The organism is Arthrobacter sp. ISL-5 (assembly GCF_018613835.1).
Classification (GTDB): domain Bacteria; phylum Actinomycetota; class Actinomycetes; order Actinomycetales; family Micrococcaceae; genus Arthrobacter.
In genome coordinates this window covers 17971-35310 of record NZ_JAGGPM010000023.1, presented here as the reverse complement: position 1 = coordinate 35310, position 17340 = coordinate 17971, and the positions used below count along the sequence as shown (strand labels likewise).

At 66.2% G+C, this 17340-nt stretch carries 15 protein-coding genes; 7 read left to right on the top strand and 8 right to left on the bottom strand.

Going from position 1 to position 17340, the window contains the following annotated elements:
- The first annotated feature begins 134 nt into the window (after positions 1-134).
- Positions 135-350, top strand: a complete 216-nt coding sequence (locus tag J7I89_RS11795) for a helix-turn-helix domain-containing protein (RefSeq protein ID WP_214970325.1) — start codon at positions 135-137, stop codon at positions 348-350.
- Between the two features lie 15 nt (positions 351-365).
- Here the strand turns inward: J7I89_RS11795 and J7I89_RS11790 are convergent, their stop codons facing one another.
- Positions 366-929: a hypothetical protein gene (locus J7I89_RS11790; protein ID WP_214970322.1), complete on the bottom strand. Its 564-nt coding sequence runs from the start codon at positions 927-929 to the stop codon at positions 366-368.
- 150 nt (positions 930-1079) lie between these two features.
- Between J7I89_RS11790 and J7I89_RS11785 the strand changes: the two genes are divergently transcribed.
- The gene (locus tag J7I89_RS11785) at positions 1080-1877 is read left to right on the top strand and encodes a LysM peptidoglycan-binding domain-containing protein (RefSeq protein ID WP_251045215.1); all 798 of its coding nucleotides are present in this window, start codon (positions 1080-1082) and stop codon (positions 1875-1877) included.
- A 68-nt stretch (positions 1878-1945) separates the two neighbouring features.
- The gene (locus J7I89_RS11780) at positions 1946-2374 is read left to right on the top strand and encodes an Rv3235 family protein (protein WP_251045214.1); all 429 of its coding nucleotides are present in this window, start codon (positions 1946-1948) and stop codon (positions 2372-2374) included.
- A gap of 75 nt (positions 2375-2449) precedes the next feature.
- Here J7I89_RS11780 and secA read toward each other — a convergent pair whose 3' ends face one another.
- From secA to mtrA, 7 genes are all read right to left on the bottom strand, one after another.
- Positions 2450-5182 (bottom strand): preprotein translocase subunit SecA, encoded by a 2733-nt coding sequence (gene secA / locus J7I89_RS11775; protein WP_214970319.1) that lies wholly within the window; start codon positions 5180-5182, stop codon positions 2450-2452.
- An 84-nt stretch (positions 5183-5266) separates the two neighbouring features.
- Positions 5267-6493: a winged helix-turn-helix domain-containing protein gene (locus J7I89_RS11770; protein WP_214970316.1), complete on the bottom strand. Its 1227-nt coding sequence runs from the start codon at positions 6491-6493 to the stop codon at positions 5267-5269.
- Positions 6494-6522: 29 nt separating this feature from the next.
- Entirely contained in the window at positions 6523-7248 is a 726-nt protein-coding gene (hpf, locus tag J7I89_RS11765) for a ribosome hibernation-promoting factor, HPF/YfiA family (protein WP_214970313.1), read from the bottom strand.
- Positions 7249-7452: 204 nt separating this feature from the next.
- Positions 7453-8286 (bottom strand): phosphoribosyltransferase family protein, encoded by an 834-nt coding sequence (locus J7I89_RS11760; protein ID WP_308159883.1) that lies wholly within the window; start codon positions 8284-8286, stop codon positions 7453-7455.
- Between the two features lie 106 nt (positions 8287-8392).
- A complete protein-coding gene (locus tag J7I89_RS11755; protein WP_214970310.1) occupies positions 8393-10111 on the bottom strand; it encodes an LpqB family beta-propeller domain-containing protein in 1719 nt (572 codons plus the stop codon).
- Entirely contained in the window at positions 10108-12186 is a 2079-nt protein-coding gene (gene mtrB / locus J7I89_RS11750) for an MtrAB system histidine kinase MtrB (RefSeq protein ID WP_308159882.1), read from the bottom strand. The genes J7I89_RS11755 and mtrB overlap by 4 nt, the downstream gene beginning before the upstream one ends.
- Complete coding sequence (gene mtrA, locus J7I89_RS11745; RefSeq protein ID WP_214970307.1) at positions 12158-12832, bottom strand: MtrAB system response regulator MtrA; 675 nt, start codon at positions 12830-12832, stop codon at positions 12158-12160. The genes mtrB and mtrA overlap by 29 nt, the downstream gene beginning before the upstream one ends.
- A 247-nt stretch (positions 12833-13079) precedes the next feature.
- Here mtrA and J7I89_RS11740 point away from each other — a divergent pair, with 247 nt between their 5' ends.
- The 4 genes from J7I89_RS11740 to J7I89_RS11725 are packed head-to-tail and all read left to right on the top strand — an operon-like array spanning position 13080 to position 17339.
- Positions 13080-14378: a hypothetical protein gene (locus tag J7I89_RS11740; protein ID WP_251045213.1), complete on the top strand. Its 1299-nt coding sequence runs from the start codon at positions 13080-13082 to the stop codon at positions 14376-14378.
- On the top strand, positions 14375-15085 hold the full coding sequence (locus tag J7I89_RS11735) for a DUF4129 domain-containing protein (RefSeq protein ID WP_214970304.1): 711 nt from the start codon (positions 14375-14377) through the stop codon (positions 15083-15085). Before J7I89_RS11740 ends, J7I89_RS11735 begins: the two co-directional genes overlap by 4 nt.
- On the top strand, positions 15082-16305 hold the full coding sequence (locus J7I89_RS11730) for a DUF4350 domain-containing protein (protein ID WP_308159881.1): 1224 nt from the start codon (positions 15082-15084) through the stop codon (positions 16303-16305). The genes J7I89_RS11735 and J7I89_RS11730 overlap by 4 nt, the downstream gene beginning before the upstream one ends.
- Positions 16302-17339 carry a MoxR family ATPase gene (locus J7I89_RS11725; RefSeq protein WP_251045212.1) on the top strand — a complete coding sequence of 346 codons (1038 nt, stop codon included), beginning with the start codon at positions 16302-16304 and terminating at the stop codon, positions 17337-17339. Before J7I89_RS11730 ends, J7I89_RS11725 begins: the two co-directional genes overlap by 4 nt.
- The last annotated feature ends 1 nt before the right edge of the window (position 17340 follow it).

Genomic DNA, 17340 nt, shown 5'->3' with positions numbered 1-17340 from the left:
GCGCCGGGCGCCCAGTTCGCGCCGGTCATGATCATTGTTACGGCATCCTTGGCCAAACCGAAAGTCACAGGGCCAAACATCATCAAACTGTGGATAACGGCATCATCAGGGGTCTCCGGTGGCAGAATGGGAGCATGCCCCGTTTCCTCACCCTTGCAGATGTAGCCGAGCAACTCCAGATCAATGCGCCCGCTGCCTACGCACTCGTCCGCAGCGGCGAGCTGAAGGCGATTCAGGTCGGCGGCCGCGGTCAGTGGCGCGTCGAGGAGAAAATGCTCGAACAGTACATTGAAGAGCGCTATGCCGAGGCCAGCCGCATAATCGAAGAGGCCAAGTCCAAGTCGGTCTGAATCCTCGGTGGCGGGTTAGATCTCTCCGCCCCGCATCGATCGCAGTGCGCCCAGCGCCCGGAACGGGACCGTTGCGACATCCGTGACACCGGATGCCCGGCGCGCTTCACCCTCATGGGTCATGGCGAGGTCGAAAAAGTCCCGCCCCACCCTGTCAATCACACCTGTGAGGCGGACGCCTCCGGCCGCCATCACGACAGTCAGTCCCGCCCTGTCCCGCGCCAGGATCCGCAGCGCACTGGCCAGACCCAATTTCCGGCGGACCGGTGAAGACTCGCCGACAGCGAACCTGCCAATGCCCACGTAGTGCCCCACAGCCGCGTACGGAATCAACACCTGGTGCGCGGGTTCGTCTATGACCAGACTTTCCGCACCCGCGTGACTCAACATGCCGGCAAAGACCGTGCCTGAGGCAAGGTGGACACTGATGCGCCGGCCCAGCGACCCCCGGAGCCGCTCGGCCAGTTCGACGGAAGCCAACTCCACACGTGAACGTTCGGCCACTTCGGATTCCCGGTTCAGGACCTCAGCCTCGGCCATCTGGGCCTCCAGGTCCTCAAAGAGAGCATTCCATCGCATGGCGCCAGCGTAGGCGGGCCTGCCGGGAGGGTCAATTCACCAACGCGGCTCCGCACCCCTAGACAACCACCATAAAGGTAATGCAAACTGTGGTCATTGCTATCAAACGCCATCAAACTGCATCAAAATGGATTAAACAGGGGGACTGCAATGACTGAGGAACCGCATCCAGCCAGACCGATCAGGTCCGATGCAGCCCTTGCGCTGGTCATTCTGGGACTTGGACTCTTCCTGGCCCTTACGGGCGGCAGCCTGCTCGGGCAATGGCAGCGGTCCTTCTCCCACGGGCAATCCCTCGGGTTCGACGATCTCCTCGGCCTGTTAGCCACGGCCGCGGGGCTGGCGGTCGTGTCTTGGTGGGCGCTGTCCCTGGTCACGGCTTTCGCAGCCGCTTTGCTGCAGCGCGCGGGGCGGACGCGTGCGGCCGTGGTCACCGGAGGGTTCAGCCCGGTGTTCATGCGCAGGCTCGCCCTCGCCGCCCTGGGCATGCAGCTGATGGGCGCTCCGCTCGCCCACGGGGACGCCGCACCCGGAGTTCCGCAGTCATCAAACAGCGGGGCCGCTGTGTCGGCCGCCTGGGCACCGACCGCGGGCCTGTCCGCGGCCAGCCGGACCCGGCGGGGCGCGGAGCCCGGGGCCGTCGACCGGCCGATCCCCGGGGCAACAGACCTCCAGCCCCAGTGGAAGCCCCGCGCGCCTGTCACGGAACCGCGACTGGTGGCCGCCGTCCCTGTCAGGTCAGCCCGCGAACTCCCAGCTGGTCCGGAGGTGGCGGTGCGCGCCGGTGATTCCCTGTGGACCATCGCTGCCCGGGAGTTGGGCCCGGCGGCCAGTGACGTCGAAATCGCCGTGCAGTGGCCGCGCTGGTACGTGGTCAACCGGCAAGTCATCGGCGCGGACCCAAACGTTCTCCTCCCCGGCCAGGTCCTCAGGCCGCCTGTCCCGTGAACCACGGCCGGCTGATCCGTCCGTGCAACGACGCTCCCGCAATGCCACTGCAACCTAAGGACCGAATCATGACTGCATTAACTCCTGTCCGGAGCGCGGGCACCGCAACGCCCCGGGCCACCCCTTGCGTCCGGGTTGAGGGGACGGAAGAAAAGCGTGAAATCTGCGCCATTACGAGGGCCACAGTCCAGGCTGCCATTGAAGTCCTTGCCGGCACGCGGCCAATCCATCAGCTGGCGCGCCGGCTGGACCAGCGTTGCCTGACGGCGCTTCAGCATCGCGCCTCCCTGATCCGCCATGAGTCAGCCAGGGCACCCCACAAGCTGGGGCGCCTGCACCGGAACCCTACGGTCAGGTCGGTTCGGGCATGTGAGGTGACACCGGACATCTACGAAGCCAGCGCGGTGGTGACCGACGAACTTCGGACACGCGCCGTCGCCGTCCGGCTGGAACGCAGCAAGCAGGTCTGGCGTGTGACCGCCCTGGAAATCGGATGAGCCGGCGCAAACGCGGTGAGGGACCGGAGCAACTGCTCCGGTCCCTCACCCTGCACTATCCAGCCGTTCTACGTCCTAGCGCTTCTTCTTCTTGGCATCACGGCGGTCCTGCGATGCGGCCTTGGCCGGATTTCCCGAGCGCCCGGCGGACCTGCCCTCAATGCGCGTCTGGGCTCCGCCGTCTTCACCCGGCGCCGTGTACTGCAGCTGGGCCGGCTTTTCCGGCGCTTCCAGCCCGGCGGCGCGGATCTGCGGCTCATGGTGTTCGGTGTGGCCGCCCCCGGCATCGGCAATAACCACGTCCTCCGCCGGAGTGACTTCAACCTCAAGGTTGAACAGGAAACCGACGCTCTCCTCGCGGATGGCTTCCATCATGGCCTGGAACATCGTGAAGCCTTCGCGCTGGTACTCAACCAGCGGATCACGCTGGGCCATGGCGCGCAGGCCGATGCCCTCCTTCAGGTAATCCATCTCATAGAGGTGCTCCTGCCACTTCCGGCCGATGACGGAGAGGACCACGCGGCGCTCCAGCTCGCGCATGCTTTCCGAACCGATGAGTTCCTCGCGGGCCTGGTACATCAGGCGGGCGTCGGACAGGATTTCTTCCTTCAGGAATTCAACCGTGATGCGCGACTTTCCGCCGGCCTCATCGATCACGTCGTGCGCCGTGATGCTGACGGGATAGAGCGTCTTGAGGTTGGTCCAGAGCTGGTCGAAGTCCCAGTCGTCGCCGTTGCCCTCGGCCGTGGCCTCGTCGATCAGGGCGGTGATGGTGTCTTCGAGGAAGTACTGCACCTTCTCGTGGAGGTCGTCACCTTCCAGGATCCGGCGGCGGTCGCCGTAGATTGCCTCGCGCTGGCGGTTAAGAACGTCGTCGTACTTCAGGACGTTCTTGCGCTGCTCGGCGTTCCTGCCCTCGACCTGGCCCTGGGCCGACGCGATGGCGCGGGAGACGAGTTTGGATTCAAGGGCCACATCGTCAGGCACGGAGCTGTTCATCAGGCGCTCTGCTGCCCCGGAGTTGAACAGCCGCATGAGGTCGTCGGTCAGCGACAGGTAGAAGCGGGACTCGCCCGGGTCTCCCTGGCGTCCGGAGCGGCCGCGCAGCTGGTTGTCGATCCGGCGGGACTCGTGGCGTTCGGTGCCCAGCACGTAGAGGCCGCCGAGATTCAGCACCTCCTCGTGCTCGTCCTTGACAGCCTGCTTGGACGCCTCAAGGGCGGCTGGCCACGCGGCTTCGTACTCTTCGGAGTTCTCCTCCGGGTCAAGGCCGCGCCGGGCCAGCTCGGCGATGGCCGTGAACTCGGCGTTGCCGCCGAGCATGATGTCGGTACCGCGGCCGGCCATGTTGGTGGCGACGGTCACGGCTCCCTTGCGGCCCGCCTGAGCCACGATGGCGGCTTCACGGGCGTGGTTCTTGGCGTTGAGAACCTCGTGGCGGATGCCTTCCTTTCCGAGCAGCCGCGAAAGGTATTCGCTCTTCTCGACGCTCGTGGTACCCACCAGGATGGGCTGGCCCTTTTCATGACGCTCGGCGATGTCCCGGACCACGGCATCGAATTTGACGGCCTCGTTCTTGTAGACGAGGTCAGACTGGTCGAGCCGCTGCATGTCCCGGTTGGTCGGGATGGCGACAACCCCGAGCTTGTAGGTGCTCATGAATTCCGCGGCCTCTGTTTCCGCGGTGCCGGTCATGCCGGAGAGTTTCTCGTACATGCGGAAGTAGTTCTGCAGCGTCACCGTGGCGAGGGTCTGGTTCTCCGCCTTGATTTCGACGCCTTCTTTGGCTTCGATCGCCTGGTGCATGCCCTCGTTGTAGCGGCGGCCGGCGAGGATACGGCCGGTGTGCTCGTCGACGATGAGGACTTCGCCGTCGAGGATGACGTAGTCCTTGTCCCGCTTGAACAGTTCCTTGGCCTTGATGGCGTTGTTGAGGAAACCGATCAGCGGCGTGTTGGCGGATTCGTAGAGATTCTGGATGCCCAGGTAGTCCTCGACCTTTTCGATCCCGCTTTCGAGAACCCCGACGGTGCGCTTCTTCTCGTCGACTTCGTAGTCGCGGTCCGGCTGCAGGCGGAGGACGACCTTCGCGAACTCGCTGTACCAGCGGTTCGTGTCACCCTGCGCGGGGCCGGAGATGATCAGCGGGGTCCTGGCCTCGTCGATCAGGATGGAGTCGACTTCATCGACGACCGCGAAGTGGTGTCCGCGCTGGACGAGCTCGGACTTGTCCCAGGCCATGTTGTCGCGCAGGTAGTCGAAGCCGAATTCGTTGTTGGTGCCGTACGTGATGTCGGCGGCGTACTGCTCGCGGCGGACTGACGGGTCCTGGTTCGAAAGGATGCAGCCGCTGCTGAGACCGAGGAAGCGGTACACGCGGCCCATCAGCTCCGACTGGTATTCGGCCAGGTAGTCATTCACGGTGACGACATGCACGCCGTTGCCTGCCAGGGCATTGAGATAGGCCGGAGCGGTGGCCACAAGCGTCTTGCCCTCACCGGTTTTCATCTCCGCGATGTTGCCAAGGTGAAGGGCCGCACCGCCCATGAGCTGAACGTCGAAGTGGCGCATGCCCAAGGTGCGGGAGGACGCTTCCCGGACAGCGGCAAAGGCCTCGGGGAGCAGATCGTCAAGCGTTTCACCGTCCTGGTGGCGGGCCCGGAGCCGGTCTGTTTCTTCACGCAGTTCGGCATCGGTGAAAGTTTTGAATGAGTCTTCAAGGGCGTTAATGGAATCGGCATAGTTCCGCAGGTGCCTCAGGGTTTTCTTGTCACCTGTGCGGAGAAGTTTTTCGATTAGTGATGCCACGTGAAGTTGCTCCCAGTCTCATGCTGCCGAATTCTGGCGTGTTCAGTCTACGGGAGAGACGCACAGCACGTGGCGCCTGTTCCCTCAGAGCGGATACGGCGGACCCGCCCCGTTAACGGCAGCCGCCACACTGGCGGACAGGTCCCCCACCGGGGCCACGATCACCTCGTCCAGCCCGAGCCAGTCGGCCATCAGCCGCAATTCCGCGGCCAGTTCGACGGCGGTGTCCCCCGGCGCGTCCGGCTCGGCAAAGCATGCCTTGGCCAGGAGTCTGCCGCTGGCCCGGTCAGCCTTGAGATCCACCCGCGCCACCAGGCGGTCCCGGAGCAGGAAGGGAAGGACGTAGTAGCCGAAGCGGCGCTTGGGCTCAGGCGTGTAGATCTCGATCCGATAGTGGAAGCCGAAGAGCTCTTCAAGCCGGCGCCGCTCGAAGACCAGGGAGTCAAAGGGGCTGAGCAGCGCCCTGCCTGAGGCCGAGCGCGGCAGCCGCGCATCTGCATGGCGGTACAGCTTCCTGTCCCAGCCGTCCACCGTGACGGGAACCAGCCGTCCGCTGTCCACAAGGTGCTCAACCGAGAGCGCCGCGGCCTTGATCGGCGTCCTGAAATAGTCAGCCAAGCACCGCACCGTACCGATCCCGTGTGCCTGTGCCGCGGCGTCGATGAGCCTGTCCATGGACGCCGACGGATCCGGCACCGTGTCCAACGCGTGCCCGGGCAGGACATTGCGCGTCAGTGCGTACCTGCGTTCGAACTGCTCCGTCCGCGACGCAGAAGACACTACGCCCTCTTCAAAGAGGTGTTCCAGAACCCGCTTGACCGCATTCCAGTTCCAGCCCCAATTAATGTGCTTGCGGTCCTCCACATGCCCGATTCTGGCGGTGAGCTCAGCTGCCGTCATGGGCTTGCCGTCGGCCAGAGCCTCAAGGATGCGGCCGGTTACCCCGGAGCGCAGACCCGGATCCATGGCTGACGCCCCCACCCACGTCCGGTTCTGCCATGCCACGAGATCCAGGAAATGCTCCGGCCGGATGAAACTGGCTTCATGCGCCCAGTACTCCATCATCCGCCGGGGATGTTTTCCGGCCATCTGCTGGAGGATGGCGCGGTCGTAGTTGCCGAGCCGGGAAAAGAACGGCAGGAAATGGCTCCTTGCCAGGACATTGACAGAATCGATCTGGACCAGCTGGATCCGGGCAAAGGTCCGGCCCACCGTCCGTGAAGTCACGGGGCCGGCGGGCCGTCCTTTGTCCAATCCCTGCGCTGCCAGGGCGATCCGCCGGGCCTGTGAAAGGCTCAGCGATGCGCCCATGTCAACCCTTTCGTTGTTTGGGCACCATCCTAGGCAGTCGCGGCCGCGTCGTCCGAGCGGTACGCGTGGATCTTCTCTTCATGCGTGTTCTCACCGGGCTCGCAGTAATGGTCCAGGGTGATCACACCGTACGTCCAGCCCCGGCGGCGGTACACGACGGAAGGAGCGTTCGTGGCCTTGTCCACGAAGAGGTAAAAGTCGTGCCCGATAAGTTCCATGTTGTCCACGGCGTCATCGAGGGTAAGGGAGGCGGCCGGGAACACCTTGCGGCGGATCAGTACCGGCGAATCGCCGGCAGGAATGTCGTTGTCGACGTCGTACGGCGACTTCTCGGCCGGCTCCGGAGCAGGCTCGGCGCGGTGGCTCGCTTCGACGTAAATCGGCTCATTGGAGCTCGCGGGCTCCAGGGTTGCTGTTGCCTCGCGTACCGCCTTGGGCGTGTGCCGCCCGTGGTGGACCTTCTTGCGGTCCTTGGCCCGGCGCAGCCGCTCAAGCAGCTTGTTATAGGCGAGGTCGAAAGCGGCGAACTTGTCTGCGGCGCTTGCTTCGGCACGGATCACGGGGCCTCGGCCCAGGACTGTCACTTCTACTGTGAGCTGGTCACCGGTCTGACGCGCATTCGTTTCCTTGGAAACCTTCGCGTCCACCCTCTGGACCTTGTCCCCAAGCGATTCGATCTTCGAGATCTTCTCGCCGGCGTATTCGCGGAATCGGTCCGAGACCGTCAGATTTCGTCCGCTGATCATGAACTCCATGGTGCCCTCCAAATGACTTCGGTGACACGACGGCGGCACTTCCCGGGGACGATCTGATTGACAGTCGAGCCCCTTTCCGAGCCGCTATCGAAAGGTACAACTGATCTTGGTACCCATACCCGACGTTAGTTCATAGCAACGAGTTATTCACCCTTTCGCTGTTTATTTTTTTGTATGTCTCCGGTACGCCCCGCACGCCGCGTCCTACGTCGGTGAGGGCGGTGCCACGGGGGCGCGGGTAGCCGCCAGGACCACGGCGCCGCGGACAATTCCCCCTGCCTGATGGACCGCACGGGCGGCTTCGGCGAGGGTGGCTCCGGTGGTCAGGACGTCATCAACGATGATGCAGGGACGGCCCCGCAGCCCGCCCCTGGAGGTCCTCCGGACTGCGCGTATGGATCCGCGGACCCTCCTGGCCCTGTCCCCCCGTCCGAGACCCTTCTGTCCGCCGGCCAGGGCTTCCGGCACCCCGGTGATCCTGACTTTCCGCAGGGTGTCCTGGCAGCTGATGCCGTTGAGGCTGCTGCTGCGGAGGGCTGTGGCCAGCAGTAAATGGACGGGGCTGAATCCCCTCTTCCGGTACGCGCTGTTACTGCTGGGCACCGGCACCAGAACGATCCCGCGGTCCCCGGCAGCGGCGGCGGCGATCGCCCGTCCGAGGGCGTTCGCCAGAACAGAACGGAGCTGCCGCTGTCCGTGGCGTTTGAAGCCCAGGACCGACTGCGCCAGTTCCTCGCGGTAGATGCCGGCGGCCACGACCGGAAGGATGATAGAGCCGTCCGTGTCCATGAGCGCAGGTGCGGCAGACTCTGCCCGGAAGGGATGCCGGGTCAGGAGACGGAGCCGGCGCTCACAGCCGGCGCAGATAGCCAAGTCCTCCCGGCCGCAGCAGACGCACTCTACGGGCAGCGCCAAAGCCAGAACCTCCGCCGCTGCCCCCGCAAGCAGGTCCGCGGCCTTCAGGATCCGTTGCCGGTGTTCGCCGCGGTGCCTCGCGGACCACGCCGGTTGCGGCAGCAGGTCGGGATCTGTTGGCACCCTGCCAGCGTGAGCCGCACGTTGTATTCCCACGCGCCAAGCGTGCCGGGCCGGACGGCCTGAATGAAGATCCAGAGCGCCCTATGTGGAAAACTCCCCGAAAGCGTCAGCCCGGGAACGAAGGGTCTGCTGGACCTTTCAGCTGCGGGGACCAGCCATTCCCCAGCCTTTGGAAAATTCCGTCGGCGGACTGGGCAAAGATCTCTTCCGGTCCGTTGCCGGCACTGAGAGCCACCAGCCCCGGCCATGGGGCGAGCTTCTGCGGCTGGGCGGACATGAGGGAAAGCAGTTCCGGGGTAACGTTCGCCGAAGCCGCGCCCTTCATCACCACAACCGTCGTGTCGTTGACCCACACGCCCTGATCCGGGCTGCCGCTTGCCTGCAGGGTGACTGGCGCTGTCAACTCCTTGGGGGTGCCGTCAGCACTGCGGATGATGCCAGTCACCTGGACGCGTGTCTGGCCGTTCCGTTCGGAAATGACCAGCGCCCGGACCCCCTCGCGGGAGACCCGGAAATCCTTCACCGAGCGGCCCGCAAGCCAGGAAGGCGTCAGCGTCACGGACGGCACCGTGGCGCCTGCCGCCACTCCGGTGGGACGGAATGCCGTCAGCTCGGTGACTCCCTGGGCGCCCGGTCCGGCAGACCACACCCAGTCGTGCAGGCTGAATGAAGGGTGGGTCAGCGTGGTGCGTGTTGTCAGGGCACGCGCGGGCTGCCCGGGGACCATGGAATACAGGGTGCTGCGGCTGCCGTTCAGAAAGGCCACAGACTGCGAGACCGGCGACTCGGCAGGCGAACGGGGCTTCAGCGCCGCGACCGACTGCATGTCGGGCAGCGGCGAAATTCTGTTGTTTTCGTACCGCACAAGTTCGTTGTTGCTCACAGCGATCTGGCGTGCCGGAGCGTTTCTGTTCTGGACAGGGGGCAACACAGAGCCGTTGTCCTCCACGCGCACAAGGTCCTGGTTGGCCCTGAGCTCGACGTTGATCACGTCAGGCTGGCTGCGGAAGGTCAGTGCCAGCTGAGTCTGCATCCGGAGTCTGTCCTCGGTGGAGGCCTCGGTCAGCTCCCTGGCTGACAGGTCCACCTGGGCTGCTCCCGAAACCACCGGCACGGACTCGCGGGCCAGCTTCATTCCCGAGGGGAACGCGCTGACGACGGCGCCCTTCAGGTACGGCGCAGGCCCGCCGAGCAGGGCACTCGTCATCGACTTCACGGTTTTCTTCTTGATGAACCAGCGCACATCAGGAACGGCATACGTGAAGCTCGGATCGTAGAAATAGATCGGATAGGCCCCGTAGATGACCCTGAAGGTTTCCTCGGGGATGGCTGTGCCGTCAGGTATTTTCGAAATCCGCCACTCGCCGTCAACCTGGACCAGGGTGACAGGGATGCTTTCCTTGGTTCCTTCCGGCATTTGGGTGGCCACGCCGTCGGCATCCACGGAATACGCCACGTCGAGTTCGTAGTTGAAAACACCTTCAACGCCGGTTTTCACCACCTGCTCCGAACGGAAGACGAGCGTCCTCTGGTCGGGTTTCCAGGCAACCGCAGACGCCTGGGTGAGGTACTGCCGCGCGACCGCGTAGTCATCCTCGTACCCGCTGCCGGCGCTGTAGAAGTCCTCGATCACCGCCTCAGGGCTTGATCCGGTCAGGGGGGCCCGCGGGAAGAAAACGGGCGCATTCGGATTTCCGGCGCCTTCCTCGCGGCTCTTGCCGACGGGTCCGGACCTGGGGATCTGCGCGCAGGAGGCCAGGAACAGCAGCACGACGGCGAGGATGCACGCCACCACGCCGCGGAGGTTCGGCATCCGGCCGCTCATGACCGCTCCCCCGTTCCGGCCGCTTTCGAAGCCCCGGTTCCACCGGGCACGTGAGTTCCACCAGGCACGCGGGCTCCGCCGGCCACCTGGGCTTCCTCAGCCTCCGCGGTGGTGTCGGCCTCTCCACCGCCGTTGGCTTCTCCACCGGCGCCCGCTTTACCAGCGTCGGCCACCCCGGCGGCAGTGCTGCCCAAGACGAGAACGGTGCGATCGCCGTGGCCGGGCAGGCCCACGTCCGCCGGCTCCAGCTGAAGGGGCGACTTGGTGATGGTGCCGCCCTTCTTCAGGGGAAGGGTCAGCCGGAAATTGGAGCCGACGCCCGTGTTGCCCCAGGCCTGGAGCCAACCGTTGTGGAGCTTGGTGTCCTCGGTGGCGATGGAGAGTCCCAGCCCGCTGCCTCCCGTGGTTCGTGCCCGGGCAGGGTCGGCGCGCCAGAAGCGGTCGAAGACCCGCGCAGCCTCCGCGGGGCTCATGCCGATTCCGTGGTCCCTGACGGTGACGGCGACCGCGGTCTCGTTGGAGGCCACGGAGATGTTGACGGGCCGGCCTTCGCCGTGCTCGAGGGCGTTCAGGACCAGGTTCCGCAGGATCCGGTCAATGCGGCGGGCGTCCATTTCCACCACTACGCTGCCCTCCGGGGCGTTGAGTGTCATGCCCGAGCCGTACTCCTCTGCAACGGGCGCGGCCCCTTCCATGACGTGGGAGACGAGCTGCACGATGTCCGTGGCCTCGGCGTCCAGCATGGCGACGCCGGCGTCGAACCGCGAGATTTCGAGGAGGTCCGCCAGCAGCGACTGGAATCTTTCCACCTGGTTGTAGAGCAGCTCCGCCGACCTCTTGTTAATAGGGTCAAACTCGTGGCGGGCGTCGAAAAGCACCTCAGCCGCCATCCTCACCGTGGTGAGCGGCGTCCGCAGCTCATGGGACACATCCGAGACGAATCGCTGCTGCATCTGGGAGAGCGTTGCCAGTTGCGTGATCTGTTCCTGAAGGCTGGCGGCCATATGGTTGAAGGACGCCCCCAGCCGTGCCACTTCGTCTTCTCCCTTGACCACCATGCGCTCCTGCAGCTGTCCGGCCGCGAGCTTCTCGGACACCACCGCGGCGTGGCTCACCGGGCTGACAACGTTCCGGGTGACGTACCAGGCGATGCCGCCGATCATCAGGATCAGCGCTGCGCCGCCCGCCCAGAGAACGTTCTGGATCTCGTCCAGCGTCTGTTGTGCCGTGTTGAGGTCGTAGATCAGGTAGAGCTCATAGACGGTGCCGTTGAACGTCACCTTGTTTCCGACGGCGATGCCCGGACGGTCTTCGGTGCCCACCGGGAACTCCGTGGAGGCCCAGAACTGCTCTTTGCCGGAATCCTGCACGGCGGCCCTGAGTTCGGGCGGGATAACGCTGACGGTCAGCTGGTCGGACGCGCGGGACTCGACCCAGCGGTTGCGGGGCTTGGTCTGCTCCGGCATCGCCTCGAATACGTACCGGCGCTGGATAACGGAGCCCCGCCCCTCGACGGCATTCAAGGTGTCATAGACGAGGGTGATCACACTGGACTGGTCGGTGACCTGCGCGCCGTCGAACGTGTCCTGCACCTGTTTGACGTTGTACCGGGTTTCCGACTCCGCCTGGGTCAGCCGCTCCTGGAAGAGGTTGTTGGCAATCTGGTTGGACAGGTAGGCGCCCACGATGGCAAAGGAGCTGATGGACAGCAACAGCGTGGTCAGGACCGTCCGGAACTGCAGCGACCGGCGCCATCTTCGCTGCACGGAATATAGGAGGTAGCGGATGCCCGGGAAGAACCGGTCCATGCCGGTGCGCACCAGGCGGCCGACGCGCACTGCAACGATCAGCGCACGCCGCCGCCAGATCCGGACCTGCGACGGCAACCTGGCGAGGCTGGCGCCAAAGGCGTCGGTGTGTTCCGGCACGGGATGAGTACCGGGCTTGCGGGACGTGTCAGCGGTCTTGACCGGCGTCGCAGGGTCCGGCCGGAGGGCTCCGGGAGCGGAGTCCGCCGGGGCATGGGAGGGATTGGGCCCCTGCGGTTCAGGAACCTGCTTTATAGCCGACACCACGAACCGTCAATACTACTTCCGGAGCTTCCGGATCACGTTCAATTTTTGACCGCAGACGCTGGACATGGACATTGACCAGCCGGGTATCAGCCGCATGCCGGTATCCCCAGACCTGCTCGAGCAGCAGCTCACGGGTGAACACCTGCCAGGGCTTGCGCGCCAGCGCAACGAGAAGATCGAACTCCAGGGGCGTCAAGGAAATCCGCTCGTCGCCGCGGCTCACCAGGTGTCCGGCGACGTCGATCATGATGTCCGCGATGCGCAGCGTCTCCGGCGCCTTCTGGTCACCCGGGCGGAGGCGCGCCCGTACGCGGGCGACCAGCTCCGCCGGCTTGAAGGGTTTGGGCACGTAGTCGTCGGCGCCTGATTCCAGGCCGCGGACCACGTCCGAGGTGTCGGATTTGGCCGTCAGCATGACGATGGGAACATCCGACTCCGAGCGGATCTGCCGGCACACCTCGATGCCGTCGGTACCGGGGAGCATGAGATCCAAAAGCACGAGATCCGGCTTCGACGAGCGGAAGATTTCCAGGGCCTGTCCGCCGTCGGCGCAAAAAACGGGCTCGAAGCCGTCATTGCGCAGGACGATGCCGATCATCTCTGCGAGCGCCTCGTCATCGTCAACTACCAGAATGCGTGCCTTCATAGTTACATATTCCCTTATTGCTGTTGCTTTGTCTTATTGGCCGCATCCTCGGCGAGGCGTCAGCACCGCGGTCCCGTGCGCGGAACGCCGGGCTTCGGCGGGGAAGACAATGCGGCCTGAGCGCCGGAAGTAGCGGACAGCGCGGCCGCCCTGCCGTGAAATCTCCCGGACGCTAGGATGCCCGACGGCGGAACTATAGTCTGGAGTGGCCCGGCCGTTTCCGGTGCGAACCTTGGGGAGGAACAGGTTGTCACAGCAGGACCCTAATAGCCCGCCGCCGGAACACTTGCCGCCGGAGTCCGGAGGCCAGCCTTGGGGCCCGGCTTCCCACCAAAACCAGGGCGGACGACCCCCGCAGCCCTGGGGCGCACCACCCCAATGGGGAAGCCCCCAGCCCGGAAACCAGCAGTACGGAAACCCGCAGTACGGAAACCAGCCGCCCTGGGGCGCGCCCCAGAACCTGCCCTCCGGCTACCCTGCCTATGCCGCACCGCCGAAGCCGGGCGTAGTGCCGCTCCGGCCGCTGATGTTCGGCGAGATCATGGACGGTTCTTTCCAGACGATCAGGCGTAACCCCAAAGCCATGCTCGGCGCGGGGCTCCTTGCCCAGGCCCTGGGCGCGGTCGCCGCCGGTGTCCTCACGGCGGCGGGGGCCACCTCCGAAGCGCCGATGGGCGCCTGGCTCCAGACCCAGAGCAACTCTGAACTGGCCGGCATCGGTTTGGCGGTGGCCGGCGCCATCGCGGTTTTCTCGGTCGTGACCCTCTTTATTTCCGCGGTGCTCCAAGGTGCCATGGTGGTTCCCGTGGCAAGGTCCATCCTCAACCGGCGCACCGGTTTCCGCCAGATGTGGTTGCTGGCGCGCGGGCGCGCCTGGGCGCTGGTACGCATGGCCGGCATCGTGGCGGCAGCCGGTCTCTTGGCAATGTCGCTGTTCGCCGCTGTCGCCATACTGCTGGTCAGCACTGCCGGTCCCTTGTCCTTCGCAATCGTGTTCCCACTCGGGCTGGCGTTCCTGGCTGCCTTCATGTGGGTTGCCGTGAAGCTGACCGTCGCCCCGGCGGCCATAGTCATTGAAGAGCTCGGCGCGCTGGACGGGATCCGGCGTTCTTGGAGCATCACCCGCGGGAACTGGTGGCGCATCTTCGGCATCATCCTGGTGGTATCCCTCTTGGTGGGTGTCATCGCCCAGATAGTCCTGATCCCTGTCAGCGTCCTTTCCGGGCTGTTCACCGGGGTGGTGGCCCCGCACGACGCCGCGGGCCAGGCCGCGACCATGGGGGTCGCGGTCGCCGCGGCAACTGCCCTTGTCTCTGCCGTCGCCGGTGCCGTGGGATTCGCCTTCCAGACGTCCGTCATGGCTCTGCTGTACATGGATCTGCGCATGCGCAGGGACGGCCTGGATATCGCGCTGCTCCGGCTGCTGGAAGCCGGAGCCGACGACGGCGGCGTCCCCGGCCGCGGAGTGCCTGTTTACGGGTCGGGTTCCACCGGTCCCGCGGCCGGCTGGCCCCCGCCGTCAGGCACCCCTCCGATGCGCGGATGAACGGCCCGCAGGCACTTTCGGCCCTCGATTGGCACGGCACCACGCTGATCCAGCTGCCCGCGGAACCACCGGTGCAGCCCGACCGGGACGAGGCGCGGCGCTGGGCCATGGAGGAGCTGTCCAAACGCGAGTACCGGGAGGCTGAACCGGGCTGGCTGGCCGATCTCTGGCGGCAATTCCTGGACTGGCTGCAGTCACTAGGCGACGGTCAGGCAACCGTCGAGGGCACTCCAACGGCCCCTCTGATCGGCATAGGCATCGCTGTCCTGCTGGGCGTGGCCATCATCCTGGCCCGGCCGCGGCTCAACACCCGGCGCCGGGCGCCGAAGGAAGTATTCGACGCCGACGACGCAGTCACCGCCGCGGCGTACCGCCGCCAGGCGGCAGCCGCAGCGGCCCGCGGCGACTGGCCGGCCGCCGTCGTCGATCAGTTTCGCGCAATGGTGCGTTCCGCCGAAGACCGGGCAGTCCTTGAGCCTCAGCCGGGCCGCACAGCGGACGAAGCCGCCGAACAGCTCTCACGCGTGTTCCGGACGGCCGCCGGGAGGCTGGCAGAGGCGGCACGCGTGTTTGACGCCGTCCGCTACGGAAGCAGCAGCGCCGAGGCAGCAGACCATGCCGCCATGGCCGACCTGGACTCGGCCCTTGAATCCCTCACGCCGTCTTATGCGGACACCTCATCGGCCGGGCTCGCGGTGCCGAAGTGACAGCGCCGCAGCAAGTCCACCCGCCCGGCGGCATAGAACCTGTCCGCGGCGGGCCCTTCCGCAGCGTGGATGCGCGGAGGTTGCCCGGCTGGATCCGGCGGCACCGGGCGCGGCTAGCCTTCGGCCTGGCCATGGCCGCGGCCCTCGCCGTGCTCCTTGCCGTGCAACTGTCACCGCGGGCTGATTCCACCGAGCTGTCCATCCACAACCCAGCGCCGAACGGCGCCCGGGCCGCGGCTGAAATTCTGGGCCGCCACGGCGTCACCGTCCGGCAGTCCGAGTCCTTCGAGGACACGCTGGCGTCACTGGCTGCGGCCCGCCGGGACGGCCGCGGATCCACCGTCCTGCTCTATGACCAGCGCGGCTTCCTGGAGGGCGAACGTCTCCGCCAACTGCTCGGCGCTGCCGACCGCCTGGTGGTCGTGTCGCCACGCCTCGCCACTCTGACCGGCCTGGGCGGCACGGTCCGCCAGGCCGGTGTGGTTCCGGAACCGGCGACCACCCTGGAGCCGGGTTGTGCCGTTGCCGATGCCGAGGCGGCGGGGGCAGTCAGCGCTGACCAGGGCTTCCTCTACACCGGCGGCAGTATCTGCTACAGCGTGGCCGGCAACGGGCGCGGGCTTTACTCCTCGGCGGAGAACGGAAAGCTGGTGGTCCTCGGCAGCACGGCGATCATCGGCAACCGCCTGCTGGACGAAAACGGCAACGCGGCCCTGACCTTGCGGACCTTGGGCAGCCAAGGGCACCTTGTCTGGTACCTGCCGGGCGTGGCGGACCTTGGCACCACGTCGTCCCCCAAGACGCTGGACGACCTCGCCCCGGAGTGGGTAGCAGTCCTGGGCCCGTGGCTCACCTTCGTGGCGCTGCTGGCGGTCATTTGGCGGGGAAGGCGCCTCGGGCCGCTGGTCTTTGAACCCCTGCCGGTCATCGTCAAGGCCGCCGAAACGGCGGAGGGCAGGGCCCGCCTCTACCACGATGCCCACGCAGTGGACCGGGCGGCGGACAATCTCCGGGCAGGGACCCTGGTCCGCCTTGCCGGCCACCTCCGGCTTGGAGCGGGCGCGGAGTCCGCTGACGTGGCGTCGGCCGCGGCAAGGCACTTGGGACGGGACCCTGCCGAGACATTTCACATCCTGCACCGCCGCCCGCAAACTGAGGCCGAGCTCGTCAGCTGGGCCCAAGAGCTTTCGGGACTAGAGAAAGAGGTATCCACCACATGAGCGACCAACCAGCCGGCGATGCTCCCGGGCGCTACGGCGATGCCCCGGTGACCACTTTGGCCGGACCACCCGCCTACCGGGCTCCGGACCCGGTGCGCCAGGCGCTCCTCGATGTGCGGCACGAGGTGGCCAAGGCCGTCGTCGGGCAGGAAGCCACAGTCACCGGCATGCTGATCGCCCTCTTGTCGCGCGGCCACGTGTTGCTCGAAGGGGTCCCGGGTGTGGCGAAGACGCTGCTGGTCCGCGCGCTGTCCGCGGCCCTGAGCCTCGACACCAAGCGGGTGCAGTTCACGCCGGACCTCATGCCCGGCGACGTCACCGGGTCGCTGGTGTATGACGCGGCGAACTCCGACTTCAGTTTCCGCGAGGGTCCGGTCTTCACCAACGTGCTCCTGGCAGACGAGATCAACAGGACCCCGCCCAAGACGCAGGCCTCGCTCCTGGAGGCCATGGAGGAGCGCCAGGTCTCGGTGGACGGCGTGTCGCGGCCGCTGCCTGTGCCGTTCATCGTTGCGGCTACCCAGAACCCCGTGGAGTACGAGGGCACCTATCCCCTGCCGGAAGCACAGCTGGACCGGTTCCTCCTCAAGCTGACCATGCCCCTCCCGGACCGGGCCGCTGAAATCGAGGTCATCCGGAGGCACGCCACGGGCTTCGACCCCCGTGATCTGGCCGCCGCCGGCATCCGTCCGGTGGCGGGCGCGGACGAGCTGGAGCGTGCCCGCCGGGCCGTGGCCGACGTGGCCGTTGCGCCCGAAGTCATGGGCTACATCGTGGACCTCGTCCGCGCCACGCGTTCAGCCCCGTCGTTCCAGCTGGGTGTATCGCCCCGCGGAGCCACGGCCCTAATGAACGCGGCACGTGCCTGGGCATGGCTGTCCGGCCGGGATTTCGTCACCCCGGATGACGTCAAGGCGCTCGCCCTTCCGTGCCTCCGGCACCGCGTGGCGCTCCGTCCCGAGGCACTGATGGACGGCGTCCAGGCGGATGATGTGCTGGGCAGCATCCTGACTTCCGTGCCCGTCCCCCGCTGAG